16 protein-coding genes are annotated in these 16,792 nt (G+C 69.0%); 6 read left to right on the forward strand and 10 right to left on the reverse strand.

The window, feature by feature from the left end; translation table 11 throughout:
- Positions 1 to 58 precede the first annotated feature (58 nt).
- Positions 59 to 2,065 carry a collagenase gene (locus ACZ69M_RS05425; RefSeq protein ID WP_470046834.1) on the forward strand — a complete coding sequence of 669 codons (2,007 nt, stop codon included), beginning with the start codon at positions 59 to 61 and terminating at the stop codon, positions 2,063 to 2,065.
- Between the two features lie 908 nt (positions 2,066 to 2,973).
- On the opposite strand, the gene ACZ69M_RS05430 is transcribed toward ACZ69M_RS05425, so the two are convergent.
- Positions 2,974 to 3,453 (reverse strand): hypothetical protein, encoded by a 480-nt coding sequence (locus tag ACZ69M_RS05430; RefSeq protein WP_329524989.1) that lies wholly within the window; start codon positions 3,451 to 3,453, stop codon positions 2,974 to 2,976.
- A 280-nt stretch (positions 3,454 to 3,733) separates the two neighbouring features.
- The gene (locus tag ACZ69M_RS05435; RefSeq protein ID WP_470046836.1) at positions 3,734 to 4,522 is read right to left on the reverse strand and encodes a polymorphic toxin-type HINT domain-containing protein; all 789 of its coding nucleotides are present in this window, start codon (positions 4,520 to 4,522) and stop codon (positions 3,734 to 3,736) included.
- 196 nt (positions 4,523 to 4,718) lie between these two features.
- Here ACZ69M_RS05435 and ACZ69M_RS05440 point away from each other — a divergent pair, with 196 nt between their 5' ends.
- Positions 4,719 to 4,895, forward strand: a complete 177-nt coding sequence (locus ACZ69M_RS05440) for a hypothetical protein (RefSeq protein WP_470046838.1) — start codon at positions 4,719 to 4,721, stop codon at positions 4,893 to 4,895.
- Positions 4,896 to 4,962: 67 nt separating this feature from the next.
- On the opposite strand, the gene ACZ69M_RS05445 is transcribed toward ACZ69M_RS05440, so the two are convergent.
- The 4 genes from ACZ69M_RS05445 to ACZ69M_RS05460 all read right to left on the reverse strand — a co-directional run bounded on the left by ACZ69M_RS05445 (position 4,963) and on the right by ACZ69M_RS05460 (position 8,000).
- Positions 4,963 to 6,153 carry an acyl-CoA dehydrogenase family protein gene (locus tag ACZ69M_RS05445; protein ID WP_470046840.1) on the reverse strand — a complete coding sequence of 397 codons (1,191 nt, stop codon included), beginning with the start codon at positions 6,151 to 6,153 and terminating at the stop codon, positions 4,963 to 4,965.
- A gap of 113 nt (positions 6,154 to 6,266) precedes the next feature.
- Positions 6,267 to 7,049, reverse strand: a complete 783-nt coding sequence (locus tag ACZ69M_RS05450) for a hypothetical protein (protein ID WP_470046842.1) — start codon at positions 7,047 to 7,049, stop codon at positions 6,267 to 6,269.
- 75 nt (positions 7,050 to 7,124) lie between these two features.
- Entirely contained in the window at positions 7,125 to 7,505 is a 381-nt protein-coding gene (locus tag ACZ69M_RS05455; protein ID WP_470046844.1) for a four-helix bundle copper-binding protein, read from the reverse strand.
- Positions 7,506 to 7,598: 93 nt separating this feature from the next.
- Entirely contained in the window at positions 7,599 to 8,000 is a 402-nt protein-coding gene (locus ACZ69M_RS05460; protein ID WP_470046846.1) for a nuclear transport factor 2 family protein, read from the reverse strand.
- Between the two features lie 237 nt (positions 8,001 to 8,237).
- Between ACZ69M_RS05460 and ACZ69M_RS05465 the strand changes: the two genes are divergently transcribed.
- On the forward strand, positions 8,238 to 8,933 hold the full coding sequence (locus tag ACZ69M_RS05465) for a type 1 glutamine amidotransferase domain-containing protein (protein WP_470046848.1): 696 nt from the start codon (positions 8,238 to 8,240) through the stop codon (positions 8,931 to 8,933).
- Positions 8,934 to 8,936: 3 nt separating this feature from the next.
- On the opposite strand, the gene ACZ69M_RS05470 is transcribed toward ACZ69M_RS05465, so the two are convergent.
- The gene (locus tag ACZ69M_RS05470) at positions 8,937 to 9,950 is read right to left on the reverse strand and encodes an ATP-binding cassette domain-containing protein (protein ID WP_470046850.1); all 1,014 of its coding nucleotides are present in this window, start codon (positions 9,948 to 9,950) and stop codon (positions 8,937 to 8,939) included.
- A gap of 83 nt (positions 9,951 to 10,033) precedes the next feature.
- On the opposite strand from ACZ69M_RS05470, the gene ACZ69M_RS05475 reads away from it, so the two are divergent.
- Positions 10,034 to 10,171, forward strand: coding sequence for a hypothetical protein (locus ACZ69M_RS05475; protein ID WP_470046852.1), 138 nt, complete (start codon positions 10,034 to 10,036; stop codon positions 10,169 to 10,171).
- A gap of 197 nt (positions 10,172 to 10,368) precedes the next feature.
- Here ACZ69M_RS05475 and ACZ69M_RS05480 read toward each other — a convergent pair whose 3' ends face one another.
- Positions 10,369 to 11,424, reverse strand: coding sequence for a LacI family DNA-binding transcriptional regulator (locus ACZ69M_RS05480; RefSeq protein ID WP_470046854.1), 1,056 nt, complete (start codon positions 11,422 to 11,424; stop codon positions 10,369 to 10,371).
- Between the two features lie 127 nt (positions 11,425 to 11,551).
- On the opposite strand from ACZ69M_RS05480, the gene ACZ69M_RS05485 reads away from it, so the two are divergent.
- Positions 11,552 to 12,706: a Gfo/Idh/MocA family protein gene (locus tag ACZ69M_RS05485; RefSeq protein WP_470046856.1), complete on the forward strand. Its 1,155-nt coding sequence runs from the start codon at positions 11,552 to 11,554 to the stop codon at positions 12,704 to 12,706.
- A gap of 165 nt (positions 12,707 to 12,871) precedes the next feature.
- Positions 12,872 to 14,341 carry an alginate lyase family protein gene (locus tag ACZ69M_RS05490; protein WP_470047531.1) on the forward strand — a complete coding sequence of 490 codons (1,470 nt, stop codon included), beginning with the start codon at positions 12,872 to 12,874 and terminating at the stop codon, positions 14,339 to 14,341.
- A gap of 29 nt (positions 14,342 to 14,370) precedes the next feature.
- Here ACZ69M_RS05490 and ACZ69M_RS05495 read toward each other — a convergent pair whose 3' ends face one another.
- Positions 14,371 to 15,114 carry a GntR family transcriptional regulator gene (locus ACZ69M_RS05495; protein ID WP_470047533.1) on the reverse strand — a complete coding sequence of 248 codons (744 nt, stop codon included), beginning with the start codon at positions 15,112 to 15,114 and terminating at the stop codon, positions 14,371 to 14,373.
- A 136-nt stretch (positions 15,115 to 15,250) separates the two neighbouring features.
- A complete protein-coding gene (locus ACZ69M_RS05500; RefSeq protein ID WP_470046858.1) occupies positions 15,251 to 16,753 on the reverse strand; it encodes a CoA-acylating methylmalonate-semialdehyde dehydrogenase in 1,503 nt (500 codons plus the stop codon).
- Between the last annotated feature and the right edge of the window lie 39 nt (positions 16,754 to 16,792).

Genomic DNA, 16,792 nt, shown 5'->3' on the forward strand with positions numbered 1-16,792 from the left:
TTCCCCTCACGCCTCGCCGCTCGTGCTCGAACCACCCCCCACTCATGAAGGAGCATTGATGCGTCGTCGACCTGCCCTGCCCGGATTCCATCCCGGAAGTCCGTCCAGATTCGCGTCCGGATTTCTGGCCGTCAGCCTGGCGGTCAGCGCCCTGATAGCAGGCCTGCCGGCCGCACCGGCCCTCGCAGCAGCCGGACCGAAGACCGCCACAACAGCTGCTCCCACGACCACCGCCGTGACCAAGCCCAAGCCGCGCGCGCTGTCGCCGCTCGGCGCGAACACCGCTGCGTCCGATCGAGCAGACGTCCAGAGCGGGCGGCTGGCCGCCGACCATGTCCGGCCGCTCAGCCCGCAGTTGCCGCGGACCTCCTCGACCGCTGAGGCCGTACGGCCTCCCAAGGCCACGCAACACGCGGCAGCCGCGTCGTGCACCCCGGCCGACTTCGGCACCCGTGCCGGATCCGAACTGGTCGCGTACATCCAGGACTCGACCACCGACTGCGTCAATACGCTGTTCGGCATCACCGGCACGGACGCCCGCAACGTGTTCCGCGAGGCGCAGATGGTGACCGTCGCCGGCGCCTTCCAGGACGCGTCGCGGACGTATCCCGGCGACAACTCCACCCACGTGTGGCAACTCGTGCTGTTCCTGCGCGCCGGCTACTACGTCCAGTACAACGACTCGGCCGACGTAGGCGACTACGGTCCGGCCCTGGCTGCGGCCACCGAAGGCGGACTGGACACGTTCACCGCCAACTGCCACTTCATGGACGTCAGTTCGGAACACGGCAACGTCCTGGGCGACGTCATCATCCTGACGGACAGCGCCAACGAGCAGGCTCGCTACCTGGACACGTACGAGAGAGTGCTGAACGCCTACGACAGCTCCTACGACGCCTACTGGAGCATGGAAACGGCCGTCAACGACGTCTTCACCCCGCTCTTCCGCGGCCACTTCAACCCCGCATTCATCAGCGCTGTCACCGCCGACCCGAGCATCATCGACACGTTGGACTCGTTCACCCTGAACCACATGCCGATGCTGGGCGGGACCTGGTACTTCATGGCCTCCAACGCCGGAACCGAGACGGCGCGCTTCCTCGACACGGCCGGGCTCCAGGACAAGGTGCGGCCGATGGTGAAGGGCCTGCTCGGCGCCTCCTCGATCACCGGCCCGACCGCTCCGCTGTGGGTCGGCGCCGCCGAGATGACCTCCGCGCACGACGCGGCCCAGTGCTCGTACTACGACACCTGCGACCTGACGTCCCAGCTCACCGCGGCCGCACTCCCCATCGCCCACAAGTGCGATGACGGGCATACTTTCCTGGCCCAGTCCCTGACCGACTCGGCGCTCGCCGAGGCCTGCAAGAGCGTGCAGGGACAGGACGCCTACTTCCACGGCATTGTCAAGGACAGCGGCCCGGTCGCCGACGACCGCAACACCAACATCCAGATCGTCGTCTTCGCGAGCCCCAGGGACTACCAGACGTACTCAGGCTGGATCTTCGGCAACAGCACGGACAACGGCGGCGAATACCTGGAGGGCAACCCCGCCGACCCCGACAACCAGGCCCGCTTCGTCGCCTACGTGAAGAGCGTGGACGACGGCTTCCCGGCGGACATCTGGAACCTGAACCACGAGTACACCCACTACCTCGACGGCCGCTACGACACGTACGGCGACTTCTCCGCGGGCCAGACGGTCCCGGACATCTGGTGGATCGAGGGCTTCGCCGAGTACGTCTCGTACAGCTACCGGGGCGTGCCCGACACCGAGGCGCTCTCCGATGCCGGGAAGCACACCTACGCCCTGAGCACCCTGTGGCAGAGCACGTACGCCAACTCCGGCCTGACCCGCACCTACCCATGGGGCTACCTGGCCGTCCGCTACATGGTCGAGAACCACCCGGACGACGTGCAGGCCATGCTCACCAAGTTCCGCACCGGCGACTACGCCGGAGCCTATGCGGTCTACAACACCGGTATCGGCACCCGTTACGACGCGGACTTCGCCGCCTGGCTCGACACTTGCGCGGCCGGCGCCTGCGGGGGGAGCAGCAGCTGACCGAGCGTTGCTTGGACCCCATGAACCTCAACTTCCCCTGGTATCACGGACTCCACGCTACGAGGGGACCTTCAAGCAGGACGGCATGCAGAGTGTGCAGTTCCTCCAGCGAGAAGGTCGCGGTCCCGCCTGTGACGAGCCGCTCGTGGAGCTGCTCCAACCGCTGCCTGCCGCAACCTGCTCGCACAGTCAGGGCCGGTTCCTCCCCACGTCGATGGGCAAGCCACAGCAGAGCGTCTCTAACGACGGTGCACTGCTCGCCGACGAACCGGACGGAGTAACCCGTTCCCTCCCGCCGTACGAATGGCCTAGACCTCACGGCGTGCCTCCGCGGTCTATCAAGACGTACCGGCCGTCATGGACACCTTGCGCCCACTGATCGGCGGAGTACTGGAAGGCGTGGATGTTGTATGGCGTCTTCACCACCAGCACTTCCTTGCCCACGTAGTAAACGACCTCCGGGCCCTTCGTGGTGTCACATCGCCGACCAGTTCGACATCCACCCCGAGGCCCTGCGCGGCTGGTGCGGCAGACCGAGACCGACGACGGCGCGCGGCCGGGCAGTGACCGACCCTTAACCCTCACAGCGAGGCGTCCTCCCGTGCGTTGCACGGGAGGACGCCTCGCTGACGACCCTCACTCAGTTGCTGTCAAGCACCCAAGTGATAGTCGCGCTGGGCCCTTCGGCGATCCTGCGGTCGACCTCACCCTCAAACCCGCGCATTGCCCCCGGCGAGAACCCTTCGACGGGCACAGCCTGCCCGACCAACGACAGCACCGCTTCCCCAGCCGAGGAGTGTGGCAGGAGACCTACAAGCGACCTCTATATATCAGGACCCTCTGACGGCAACGCGACTGCACAGCCACAACCGTACTGTTTCCCGAGCGACCAATTGCGCTGTGCAGGTTTACGATCGCAGCTCACCACGGGAATCGAAAAATGATGAAGCCGTGTCGGCAAGATCAGCCAATTCGACATCAGCCAGAATCTCACCATCAGACGATGATTGCACAGAAAAGCGACCGTTACCCTGCGGTTCGATGCATATCTCACCAGCATCCCTCTTAAAGGGATCGATTGCCAACCGCAAGACGTCGTGAGAGAAGAACGGAAACATGCCACTCAAGCGAGAGTTTGACCGCAGCGCGGCCAGCATCTCACGATGAGAGATGCGGTTATCATCCGCCAAAAGGATACCCCAAGCGGTTTCCGCAGGTTCGCCGCACTCGTAACCTTCAGCCATTTTGGAAAACTCGATGAATGGAAAGCGCTCACGCAGAGGCGCAAGAAGTACACCGCTCCGCCATGCGTCGATAACTTCTGCAACGTCTCCCAGAGCGGTAGTGCTCCCATTTGCCCAGACGAAATCACCCTCGGCACTGTCCATGGAGATTGAAAAGGCTCTCCGGTTCAGGACCGTGCTAATTCTGATGAGTCCACGACTCGAAGCAGCCTCGGCAGTGCGATACACGCTGAGCCCTCGATCCGAGGCAGGTCGTACGTCTCCAAGGTCGAGACCACGGTCTTCCTCAAGGCGCCGAAGCGCCTGAGACAGACCACCATACGCCACTAGCTCTGGGTAGTACTTTGCGTCTGGAGCTTCAGCGAAGCTAGCCATCGACATATCCACGGCTCTCAGGCCTCTCCACGCTGTTGGTTACGATTCATCAGGGACCCCACAGTAGCCACATCTTGGAAAGGGCGGGGTCTGTCGACCAGGCTGGCTCGTCCAACGGCAGCACGTCTCCGTTTGCATCGTAGAGGGTTATCGACTTCCATGACCGTTTCCCTGAGACCACCGACTTTGCAAGCCATGCCATCTCCTGCTCGGTCGCTTTCGATCCCGTCGACATCCCTCTCAGTGCGGAACCGGTAAAGCCGCCAGCGAATCCCTTGGTATTGACGTGAATGTGAATATTGGGGTTGTCGATAGCCGCCATGACCGACTCTTGCCAAGTTCCCCCGTCTGGGAGCTTGCCCATGTAGTGGGTGAAACCATTGTCAAGGGCCCACTCGACAGTCCCCATATCCTGCGCACCGAGTGCCACATCGGTACAGTTCGTGTTATGGACCAGCACGGGCGTGTCGCCCGCGACCACATAGTACGTGTGGAGGTTGTCGATCGTGAGGTTGTAGGCGGAGTGGAGGCGGTGAAAGTGATGGACGCGGACCACGGTGACGGTCTCGCCGTTGTTGGTGCGCAGGGTCTGGCCGGGTTTGAGATCGCCGGCGTCGATCCATCGGTGGGCGCTGGGTGACCAGAAGGGGTGGTGCTGTGTGGCGGTGATCTGTGCTTTGCCGATGTTTATCGTGATGTCGGCGAAGTCGGTGTCGTCCGGCGTATAGATGGTGCGGGTGACGGTGTGGCCTTCGGTACGACCCGTTTCAGGGTCAGTGGCTAGAGCCACATCACCGATCCGAACGTCCTCGATCGGCTTGGTCGTGCCGTCACCCATCAGTACGCGCGTGGTGCCGGGGAAGCTATTGCGTTCGCATGTCTTGGCAAGAGCTTCGCTGGCTCTCCTGGCGATACCGGCAATGGCCTAGGGCCAAGCACGCCGAGACGCGTGGCGAGATCCGCAGCGCGCTGCTTACCGCTTCAGTCGGTGGGGTCGACCTCCCGGCCGCCGCCATGGACACCCCCATCAGAAGATGGTGCGGCAGGGCATTCCCACCACCGGACTGTCCGCCGCCGAGCTGATCGCCGCAGCAACCTCTCCCGAGCCGAGCGACGGCCGTGACGCCGCCCTTACCGAGCTGGCGCACGTCGCGTGGTGTCAGAACCTGCTGAAAAGTGCCATCTCTCGCTGCCAATCTCATCACCTCTGAGAACGGCCGCGATCTTGGTGCCAACTATCCACGGCATGTGACAACTAGCGTCGGTGGTCACACCGGACTAACGCCGGACCCGCGGCATCCCCAGTCCGATCCACGAGATGATCTCGCGCTGGATCTCGTTGTTCCCGCCGCCGAAGGTGAAGATCACCGCCGAGCGGTAGCCGCGTTCCAGCTCGCCGTGCAGGACGGCGCCCGTGGAGCCCTCCTTGAGGGCGCCGGGCGCGGCGACGATCTCCATGAGCCAGGCGTACGCGTCCCGGCGGGCCTCGGAGCCGTACACCTTGACCGCGGAGGCGTCTTGCGGGGTGAGGGTGCCCTCCTGGACGGCGTTCACCATCTGCCAGTTGAGGAGTTTCATCGCGTCGAGCCTGGTGTGGGTCTGGGCGAGGCGGCGGCGCACCCAGGGGAGGTCGGCGACGCGGCGGCCGTCGGCGAGCTTGGTGTCCATGGCCCAGCGCTGGACGTCGTGCAGGGCGCGGATCGCCATGGTGCCGTGTGCGGCGAGGGTGACGCGTTCGTGGTTGAGCTGGTTGGTGATCAGCCGCCAGCCCTTGTTCTCCTCGCCGACCCGGCGCGAGACGGGGACGCGGATGTTCTCGTAGTAGCTGGCGGTGGTGTCGTGCGAGGCGAGGGTGTTGATGAGGGTGCAGGAGTAGCCGGGGTCCGAGGTCGGCACCAGGAGCATGGTGATGCCCTTGTGGGGTGGGGCCTCCGGGTCGGTGCGCACGGCGAGCCAGACCCAGTCGGCGGTGTCGCCGTTGGTCGTCCAGATCTTCTGCCCGTTGACGGTGTAGTGGCCGGTGGCCTCGTCGCCGTCCCGTACGGCCCTGGTCTTGAGCGCCGCCAGGTCCGTCCCCGCGTCGGGCTCGCTGTAGCCGATCGCGAAGTCGATCTCGCCGGAGAGGATCCTGGGCAGGAAGTACTCCTTCTGCTCCGCGGTGCCGAACCGCATGATCGTCGGGCCGACGGTGTTCAGCGCCATCAGGGGCAGCGGTACGCCTGCCTGGGCGGCCTCGTCGAAGAAGATGAACTGCTCCATCGGGGTCAGCCCGCGCCCGCCGTACTCCGTGGGCCAGCCCACCCCGAGCCAGCCGTCCCTGCCGAGCCGCCGGATCGTCTCGCGGTAGAACCGTTTCTGGGCGGCCGGGTCGTCGTATCGGGCATAGGCGTGGTCGGGCACCAACTCGGCGAAGTAACCGCGCAGTTCGGTCCGCAGCCGCTGCTGCTCTGGCGTGTATTCGAGATGCACGGCGCCTCCTGGCTCCCAAGGCCGGACCTGACGGCGCACACCGTAGAACGTGTTTCAGAAATTGTGAATGCCGAAGACACCGGCGCCCCGACCGCGACCCTCCCGGCGAGCCCTCATCCGGGGAACCCGTCCGAGGCGTCGGCCGGGCGGCCGTGCTCCCAGACACGGTCGAACTCGGCCTGGAAGTGCTGGTACCAGTGCCTGTCGCGGTCGGGGCGCAGAGTGAACACGGCGTCGCCACTGCCCGAGCTGTGGGAGTAGATGTCCACATGGATGATGCCGCCCGGCCGCCGCGGGTCCAGCAGCACCAGCCCGAAGGCCGGCACGAACGGCAGGAACCTCACCTCGACCCTGTCCCTCACCCCTGGATTCTCGAGCAGCTCCCGCAGGAGGTCGATCGAGGTGCGCAGTCGGTTCTGGTACACCTCGGGCCGGTGGGGGACGGTGCTGCGGCGCGCGGCCTCGGCGGGCGCCGTACCGGCGGGGTCGATGAGCGCGATCCTGATCGCGGATCCGGCTACGGCTCGACGTTCCAGCTCGTCGATCGAGTTGCGGAGGGTGCGGGCGAGGGTCACTCCGACGATGCTGATGTCCTGCGCCCCACGTACCTGTTGGACGAGCTCCGGCTTGTCGCCGCTGAAGAAGTCCTCCGCCGAAATGTCGCCGGCGGAGCGGGCCCGCACCTCCGCCGCCAGCTCGGCGACCTGCCGACGGCTGCCCAACAGTCCTCCGGCCAGCAGGGCGAGGGTCGCAAGGGTGGCTGCGGCCAGTACCTTGCCGCCGGCCAGATCGAGTGCACCGAGTGCCGCCAGGGTCAGCGAGAGCAGCGCCGTGACGTAGATTTCCAGGTTCTCGCCGGAGGAGAGATCGTCCCGAACGCGCCGCAGAAATCGCATGCGAGCCATCGTCCGTACCGCGGCGCCGATCCGTCAACGAGGTCGTGACCGAACTCCCGGTCGAGTTCCGGGGATTCAGGCGCGGCTCAGTGTGGCGAGGAAGTCCGTGCAGGCCTGGGCGCACTCCCGGCAGGACTTGGCGCTGTCCTGCCCACCCGGGTGCTCGTCGAAGACGTCCGCGCACTCGCGGCAGACGGTACGGCACCACTCGACCTGGACGCGGATGCCGGCCGTGTCCCGGCGGGCCTCCTCCGCCAGCACACGACAGGTCGCGTCGCACACCTCCACGCACAGAAGGCCTTTGCGCCGTACGAGTTCCTGCTCCCTCGGCCCGTCGGGATCCACCACGCTCGCCCGCAGCGCACAGGCACGGGCGGCCTCGGCGCAGGCCTGCGCGCACTCGAAGCGGTCCTCCAGGAATCGGATGAGTTCTTGCTGGGATGTCATTGCTGTCACCGCGAGCGGGTAGCCGCGGGAAGGCCCGCCAAACCCCGCACCTCAGGGCCCCTGCGCCGCTCTCCGGGCTGCTGGACAGTGAACGAACGGTTCCTAGCCCTCCATCGACTCCGCCGCTTCGCGAGAGATCCGCTCGAACTGGGCACCCATCGCCTCGGAGAGCGCATGGGCCGCCGAGAGCGGGCGGACCATCACCATCAGGTCGTCGATCCTGCCGTCCTCGTCGAAGTGCAGGAAGTCGCAGCCGTTGAGCTCCTTGTCGCCCACCTTCGCGGTGAAGACGAGCGCGTGGTCGCGGCCGTCGGCACCGGCGATCTCGCGTACGTAGCGGAAGTCGGTGAAGACACGGGTGACGCCGCGCAGGATGGCCGCGGTGATGGCCTTCCCCGGGTACGGCTTGAAGGCGACGGGGCTGGTGAACACCACGTCGTCGGCCAGCATCTCCTCGATCGCGGTGAGGTCGCCCGCCTCTACGGCCTTCCGGAAGGGGTGCATCCGAGCCCCGCCTCTCACACTCAACTAATTGATTAGGTTACGAACAGAGTAGTGGGGGTGGCGTCCGGCGTCCAGGCATTGGCTTTCCAATGGATCCGGCCGCACTCCCTATTGGTCACCTATGCCAGAGCCGCATACGGTCGAGGACATCACCGCCCCGACGATCTGGGTCAAGAGCGTCGGGGCGTACGACAGGAACAACCGGCAACGCCCCCCGCACCCTCGGAGAAACGCACCATGTCGAAGATTCTCTTCGTGATCACCGGCGCCGACCACTGGACGCTCGCCGACGGCACCCGCCACCCGAGCGGCTTCTGGGCCGAGGAGGCCGTCGCCCCGTACGAGGCGTTCGAGGCCGCGGGCCACGAGGTCGTCGTCGCCACGCCGGGCGGCGTCGTGCCGACCGTGGACAAGGGGAGCCTGGCTCCCGAGGTCAACGGCGGCCAGGAGGCCGCCGACCGCATCGCGCACACCCTCGCGTCGATGACCGCGCTCCAGCGGCCGGTCAAGCTGGCGGAGGTCGACCTCGCCGACTACGCGGCCGTCTTCTACCCCGGCGGCCACGGTCCGATGGAGGACCTGGCGGTCGACGCGGACTCCGGCCGGCTGCTCACCCTCGCGCTGGAGTCGGGCAAGCCGCTCGGTGTGGTGTGCCACGGCCCGGCCGCGCTGCTCGCCGCGGTGAAGGAGGACGGCACCAACGCCTTCACGGGCTACCGGGTCTCCGGGTTCACCAACGCCGAGGAGACGCAGGCCGGTCTCGCCGGCCGGGCGAAGTGGCTGCTCCAGGACCGGCTCGTCGAGGCGGGCGTCGACTTCCAGGAGGGCGAGCCGTGGGCCCCCAAGGTGGTCGTCGACCGCAACCTGGTCACCGGCCAGAACCCGGCGTCCTCCGCCCCCCTCGCCGCCGAACTGCTGAAGCAGCTGCCCTGACCTTCACGGGGCCAGGGCCGCGGCGGCAGATCGTGGTGACCGGCACTCGGCGGACTCCTCGCCGGGGAGTCCGCCGAGTCGGACGGACAGCAACTCGGCGGTGGGACCGTGCCGGACCAGGCGACCCGACTCCAGCAGGTGCACGGTGTCCGTGCAGGCCGCCACCAGGTGCGGTTCGTTGCTGACCAGCGCGACAGCCAGGTTCCCTTCGGCGCGCAGACGCCGAAGGAGTTCCATGACGGCGGTGGCCGTGTCCGGGTCGAGGGCGGAAGTGATCTCGTCGCAGAGCAGGAAGTCGGGCTCTGCGGCCGGCGCGCGGGCGATGGAGATGCGCTGCCGCCGGCCTCCCGACAGCTCCGCGGGATGGCGGCGGGCGAAGTCGGCGGGCAGCTCGACCTGTTCGAGGAGTTCCGCCACCCGGTCGGACACCGGCTCTTGGCCAGGGCGCGGTGCAGTCGCAGCGGGCGGGCCGGCGCGGCACCGACGGTGTGGGAGGGGCTGAGCGTACCCAGCGGGTTCTGCGGAACGAGTTGGATGCGTCGATGGTGCGTACGGCTGCGACGGCGTGCCGTGGCCCCGACCGGCTGCCCGTCCAGGGTGACGTGGCCCGCGTCGGGCCGGTTGCAGGCCCGCCAGCACGCGCAGCAGCGTGGTCCTGCCGGAACCGGACGGCCCGACGATGCCGGTGGCGCCGCCCGGCACGGCCGTGAAGTCCGCGGCGTCCAGGGCGTGTTGGACCTGTCCCCGGTGCCGGAAGGCGACGCTGATCCCTCGCGCCGTGATGCCCTCGCTGAGGACAGGCGACCGTTCGACGGGGGGTGGCTCTGTCCTCGCCCGGGGTGCCCGGGGCTGCGCGGGAGTCGACAGATGGACGACCTGGTCGGCGCAGGCCGCGACGAGTTCGGGGTCGTGGCAGGCCATCACCACGGCGAGGCCGCGTCTGGTGGCGAGGTCGCGCAGCAGCTCGGCGATGTCGTCGCGCAGGGCGGAGTCGAGTCCGGCAGTCGGCTCGTCCATACGTCAGCCGCGAACTCGCCCTCGGGCGCGTCGACGACGCCCGGCGTATCAAGAACACCGCGCCGGCCTGCGCGGCGGCCGTGATGACGGTCGTGGGCGTCGTCTACGTCACGCTGCCGGGTCTGGTGCCGGCCCCGTTCCTGGACTCAGGCTCCGACCGGGCACTCGACATCGCCACACACCTGCTCATGGTCACCGCGTTCCTGCAGTTCTTCGACTGAGCGCAGAACATCGGTGTCGGACTGCCGCGCGGCCTCGACGACACCAAGAGCGGCTTCCGGATCACGCTGATCGGCTCCTGGGCCGTCGGGCTGCCCGCCGCCTGGCCGGGGGCCTACCCACTCGGCCTCGACACCGTCGGCATCTGGCTCGGTCCGCTCACCGGCCTCGCCGCCACCGCCGTACTCCTGCCGCGCCGCTACTCGGCGTCCCTCACCGCCCGCACCGCCGTCGCTCCGGCAACGGCTCCCGCCTGACCGAGCGGGGGTGCCGTGGTGCCGCGGACCTCGAGGGCCGGGGCGGTGAGGACGACCTCGCCCGGGCGGGCGGGGTCGGCGATCCGGTCGAGCAGACACTGCGCGGCACGGCGGCCGACGTCATGGCCGGCGCTGTCCACGGTGGTGAGCCACAGGTGCCGCAGCCGGGAGAGGTAGGTGTTGTCATAGCCGACGAGGGAGAGGTCGCGCGGCGCCTGGAGGCCGAGTTCCTCGGCGGCCGAGAGGGCGCCGACGCAGGCGATGTCGTTGAACGCGAAGACGGCGGTGGGCCGTTCGCGGGCGCTGAGCAGCCGGACCGTGGCACGGTAGCCGCCCTCCTCGGTCAGGTCGCCCTGCTCCACGACCGCCTCCGCGGCCAGTCCGTGCTCGCGCATGACCGCCTCGAAACTGCGGCGGCGCAGCTCACCGACCACCCCCCGCCCCGCGATGTGCGCGATCCGGCGGTGGCCGAGGCCGATGAGATGCTCGGTGGCCAGGCGGGCGCCGCGCTCGTCATCGTTGGCGACGACGTCGACACCAGGCAGCTCGGGCTCCCGGGCGCCCGCGACCACGGTGGGAATCTGCCCGGCCGCCGTCCGCAACGCCTCGGCGGCCGGCAGGGTGCCGACGGCGATCAGACCGTCGACACGCAGGTCCACGAAGGTACGGGTGAGGTCCTCGCCCAGACGCCGGTTGAGATGGCCGTCGGCGAGCAGCATGTGCAGGCCCGAGTCGTGCAGCCGGGAGTTGAGACCGTCCAGCAGTTCCACGAACCAGGGGTTGCGCATGTCGTTGAGGAGCACCCCGACCGTGCGGGTGCGCCGCTCGCTGAGGCTGCGCGCCGCGGCGTTGGGCCGGTAGCCGAGCTCCTCGACGGCGGCCAGCACGGCCTGCCGCTTCTCGTCACGGACCTGGTCGGAGCCGCGCAGCACGAGGGAGACCAGCGACTTCGACACTCCGGCTCGCTCGGCGACGTCGCGAATCGTCGGTGCTCTCATGGTCTGTGTGGCTCCATTCCTGGACCGTTCCATACGGCGGGCGAGCTTGTCAAAGGGCTTGACACACACCGCAGCGGCCTTCAGTGTGAGCCGGGAAATCGTTGGACCGGTCCAAAGAGGGGCAGTCATGGTGCGTACGCTCGGCGTTGCCGTCGTGGGGTTCGGCTGGATGGGACGGGTGCACACCCAGGCGTACGCCCGCGTGCCCCACCACTTCCCCGGGCTGTCCGTGCGGCCCGAACTGGTCGCCGTCGCCGACGAGGTGCCGGGCCGGGCGGAGGAGGCCGCGGCCCAGTACGGCTTCGCCGCCGCCCACCGCGACTGGCGCGAGGTGGCCGCCGATCCCCGGGTCCAGGCGGTGAGCATCGCCGCGCCGAACTTCCTGCACCGCGAGATCGGCCTCGCCATGGCCGAGGCGGGCAAGCACATCTGGATCGAGAAGCCGGTGGGACTGACCGCCGAGGACGCCCGGGCCGTGTCGGACGCGGTCACCAAGGCCGGGGTCCAGGGCACGGTCGGCTTCAACTACCGGGGCGCGCCCGCCGTCGCCGCCGCCCGCGAACTGATCGCCTCGGGCGAGATCGGCACCGTCACCCATGTCCGCATCCGACTGTTCAGCGACTACGCGGCCCATCCCGAGGGCGCTCTGACCTGGCGCTACGAGCGGGAGCGCGGCGGCAGCGGCGTCCTCGGCGACCTGGCCTCGCACGGCGTCGACCTGGCGCGCTTCCTGCTCGGCGAGATCGAGGCACTGACCGCCGACACCGCGATCTTCCTGCCTCGCCGGGCCCGCCCGACCGGCGCCACCGCCGGTCACACCCGCGCGACGGGCGGCGAACTCGGCCCGGTGGAGAACGAGGACTACGTCAACTGTCTGCTGCGCTTCGCCTCCGGTGCGCGGGGCGTGCTGGAGGCCTGCCGGGTCTCGGTCGGCGAGCAGAACAACTACGGCTTCGAGGTGCACGGCACCAAGGGCGCGGTCTTCTGGGACTTCCGGCGCATGGGCGAACTGGGCGTCAGCAGGGGTACGTCGTACCAGGACCAGCCCGTCAGCACGGTGTACGTCGGCCCCGGGGACGGCGAGTACGCGGCCTTCCAGCCTGGTTCCGCCAACAGCATGGGCTACGACGATCTCAAGGTCATCGAGGCCCACCACTTCCTGCGGTCGATCGCCGAGAACACCCCGTACGGCGCGACGCTGGCCGACGCGGTGCACAGCGCGGCCGCGCTGGACGCGATGTCCCGCTCCGCCGAGCGGGGCACGTGGGTGCCTCTGGCATGACGGGACGGTCGCGAGGCCGGATCCGTCATCGCGTCCATGAAAGGAAGGCCTCTGATCGACTTTCTGTTATCGGCCGCGTTCCACAGCGTCTCCTGTGTGCAGGCATCCCCGGGCACCGAGCGCTAAGGAACCACGTCAGTGACAGCACAGATCAGTCGCCGGAACATGCTGAAGATCGCCGGGGCCGCCGCGGGCGCCACCGTGGCCGGCACCGCCCTCGCGGCGGCCCCGGCAACGGCGGCGGACGGCGGCTTCGCGCACCCCGGGATGCTGCACACCCGGGCCGATCTGCATCGCATGGCGACCCAGGTGAAGGCCGGCGCGGAGCCCTGCACGGCCGGCTTCGCCAGGCTGACGGCCAACCGGCACGCCCAGAGCACCTGGACGGCCAATCCCCAGGCGACCGTCTACCGGGGCTCGGGCACGCCGGAGAACTACGCCACGCTCTACAACGACATCCACGCCGCCTACCAGAACGCCCTGCGCTGGCACGTCACGGGCGACATCGCGCACGCAGACGCCGCCCGTGACATCCTCAACGCCTGGTCGGCCAGGCTGACCAGGCTGGACGGCAGCGCCGACCGGTTCCTCGCCTCGGGTCTGTACGGCTACCAGTTCGCCAACGCCGCCGAGCTCGTCCGCGGCCACGACGGCTTCGAACTGGCCCGGTTCCAGAAGATGATGCTCGACGTCTTCCACCCGCTGAGCGAGGACTTCCTCGCGCACCACAACGGCTCCTACGTCACCAACTACTGGGCCAACTGGGACCTGACGAACATCGCCTCCGTCCTGGCCATCGGCATCCTGTGCGACGACCACGCGAAGGTCGACCGCGCCGTCGAGTACTTCAAGCACGGCGCGGGCATGGGCTCCGTCAAGAACGCGATCCCGGTCGTGTACGCCGACGGCCTCGCCGAATGGGTCGAGGCGGGCCGCGACCAGGGTCATGCCCTGCTGGGCGTCGGCCTGATGGGCACCATCTGCGAGATGGCCTGGAACCAGGGCATCGACCTGTACGGCTACGACGACAGCCGCTTCCTCAAGGGTGCCCAGTACGTCGCCAAGTGGAGCCTGGGCGGAGACGTGCCCTACACCTCGTACACCCGGAAGAAGGGCGCACCCGGCATCTGGTCGGGCTCGGAGACCGCGTCCGCGGCGGCGGCCGTCGACCCGGCCATGGCCCGGCCGATCTGGGCCATGATCGCCAACCACTACACCAAGCGCCGGGGGCTGGACGCGCCGCACCTCACGAAGATCGCGGCCCGGTTCGCGCCCGAGGGCGGCGGTGGGGACTACGGCCCCAACAGCGGCGGCTACGACCAACTGGGCTTCGGCACGCTGGCGTTCACCCGGCCCCGGGCCACCGCCGCCGAGACGACGGCGTCGCCGACGCCCCCTGCCGGTGGGTCCGGCACGTCGCCCTCCAGCCACGCGTCCGGCGCGTCACCGTCCGGCGGCGCGTCCGTCACGCCCTCCTCCTCCGCGAGCCCCCTCGGCGGGCGGGGCGGCGACCTGGCCGCCACCGGTTCCTCCGACCTGCCGGCCTGGACCGCCGCCACCGGCGTCGCCGCCCTCGCGGGCGGCTTCCTCCTGCTGCGCCGCCGCGACCGGGCCCGCCGCGACACCGGGGAGTGAGGGGCGGGCGCCCGTCGGTCGCGGCGCGGTCAGGTACGGAGCAGCAACTGGAACTCGAAGGCGTACATCGAGGAGCGGTAGATGTGGGTGCCGTACTCGACCGCGCGGCCGGTGTCGTCGTAGGCCGTGCGCTGCATGGTGAGCAGGGCGGTGCCCGCCGGTTCGTCCAGCCGCTCGGCCTCCTCCGGCGAGGCGGAGCGGGCGCCCACGGACTGGCGGGCGCTGTGCAGGGTGATACCGACGGCACGCATCATGCGGTACAGGCCGGTCGACTCCAGCCGGGCGGTGTCGATGTCCAGCAGCCCTTCCGGGATGTAGTTGCACAGGGCCGCCACGGGCCGGTCGTGGGTGAGGCGCAGCCGCTCCACGCGGTGTACCGCGCCGCCCTCCGCGATGCCCAGGGCCGCCGCGACCTCGGCGGACGCGGGCTCGACCGCGTTGTGCAGCACCTGCGTCGTGGGCCGCTGTCCGGCGTTCTCCAGGTCGTCGTAGAGGCTGCTGAGCTCCAGTGGGCGTTTGACCTGGCTGTGCACCACCTGGGTGCCCACGCCCCGGCGGCGGACCAGGAACCCCTTGTCGACCAGGGTCTGGATGCCCTGGCGGACGGTGGGGCGGGACAGGCCGAGGCGGCTCGCGAGCTCGACCTCGTTGCCCAGCAGGCTGCCCGGGCTCAGCACACCGCGCTCGATCGCGGACTCCAGCTGTTGCGCGAGCTGGTAGTAGAGCGGTACGGGGCTGTTGCGGTCCAGCGCGAAGTCCAGGCCCACGGGCATCGCGGCCGCTGCTCGTGGGGTCCGGGCGGTCCGGCGGACGGGAACCCTTGCCATCGCATCGTCCTGACGGTCGGTCCTGAGGACGGCCGGTGCGGGAGTCGAGGAGATCTGCTCCCGCACCGGCCGCCACTGCGAGTCAGGAGTGGCTGGGGAAGCCGAGGTTGATGCCCGCGTCGGCCGGGTCGGGCCACCGCGTGGTGATCACCTTGCCCTGGGTGTAGAAGGCGATGCCGTCGTTGCCGTAGATGTGCAGGTCGCCGAAGAGGGAGTCCTTCCAGCCGCCGAAGGAGTGGTAGCCGACCGGCACCGGGATCGGCACGTTGATGCCGACCATGCCCGCCTGGACCTCCAGCTGGAAGCGGCGGGCGGCGCCGCCGTCCCGGGTGAAGATCGCGGTGCCGTTGCCCCAGCGGGAGGCGTTGATGAGCTTGATGGCGTCGTCGTAGGTGTCGGCGCGCACCACGCACAGCACCGGGCCGAAGATCTCGTCCTTGTACGCGTCCGCGGTCACCGGGACCTTGTCGAGCAGCGAGACACCGAGGAAGAAGCCGTCCGCGCACTCGGGGTGTCCGTCGACGGAGTAACCGGTGCCGTCGACGACGACCTCGGCGCCCTGGGCCGCCGCGCCGGCGACGTACGACGCCACCTTGTCGCGGTGCTCGCGCGTGATCAGCGGGCCCATCTCGGAGGCCTGGTCGTTGCCGGGGCCGATGCGCAGGGCCTTCGCCCGCTCGGCGATCTTGCCGACCAGTTCGTCGCCGGTGTCGCCGACCGCGACCACGACCGAGACCGCCATGCAGCGCTCGCCGGCCGAGCCGTAGGCGGCGTTGATCGCCTGGTCGGCGGCGAAGTCCAGGTCGGCGTCGGGCAGCACGAGCATGTGGTTCTTGGCACCGCCCAGCGCCTGTACGCGCTTGTCGTGCTCGACGCCCTTGAGCTGGATGTACTTGGCGATGGGCGTGGAGCCGACGAAGGAGACCGCGACGACGTCCGGGTGCTCCAGGAGGCGGTCCACCGCGACCTTGTCGCCCTGCACGATGTTCAGCACACCGTCCGGCAGCCCGGCCTCGGAGGCCAGCTCGGCGAGCCGGAAGGAGGCCGACGGGTCCTTCTCGCTCGGCTTGAGCACGAAGGCGTTGCCGCAGGCGATGGCGAGCGGGAACATCCACATCGGCACCATGGCCGGGAAGTTGAACGGCGTGATGCCCGCGACGACACCCAGCGGCTGCCGGATCGAGGCGACGTCGACCCGGGTCGAGACCTGCGTGGACAGCTCGCCCTTGAGCTTCTCGGCGATACCGCAGGCCAGCTCGACGATCTCCATGCCGCGGGCGACCTCGCCGAGCGCGTCCGAGTGCACCTTGCCGTGCTCGGCGGTGATCAGCTCGGCGATCTCGTCGCGGTGCGCGTCGAGCAGTTCGCGGTACTTGAAGAGGATCGCCGTGCGCTTGGCGAGCGAGGCGCTGCCCCAGCTCTCGTACGCCGCCTTGGCGTTGGCGACGGCGGCGTCCACCTCGTCGACCGAGGCGAAGCCGACCTGCTTCTCCTGGGCGCCGGTGGCCGGGTTGTAGACGGGGCCGAAGCGTCCGGAGGCGGACTCGACGGGCTTGCCGCCGATCCAGTGGGTGATGGTCTTCATGGTGCGGGGGCCTTTCGGTGGCGGGGCAGGCGAAGAGGT

This window comes from Streptomyces sp. NPDC107454 (genome assembly GCF_055582885.1).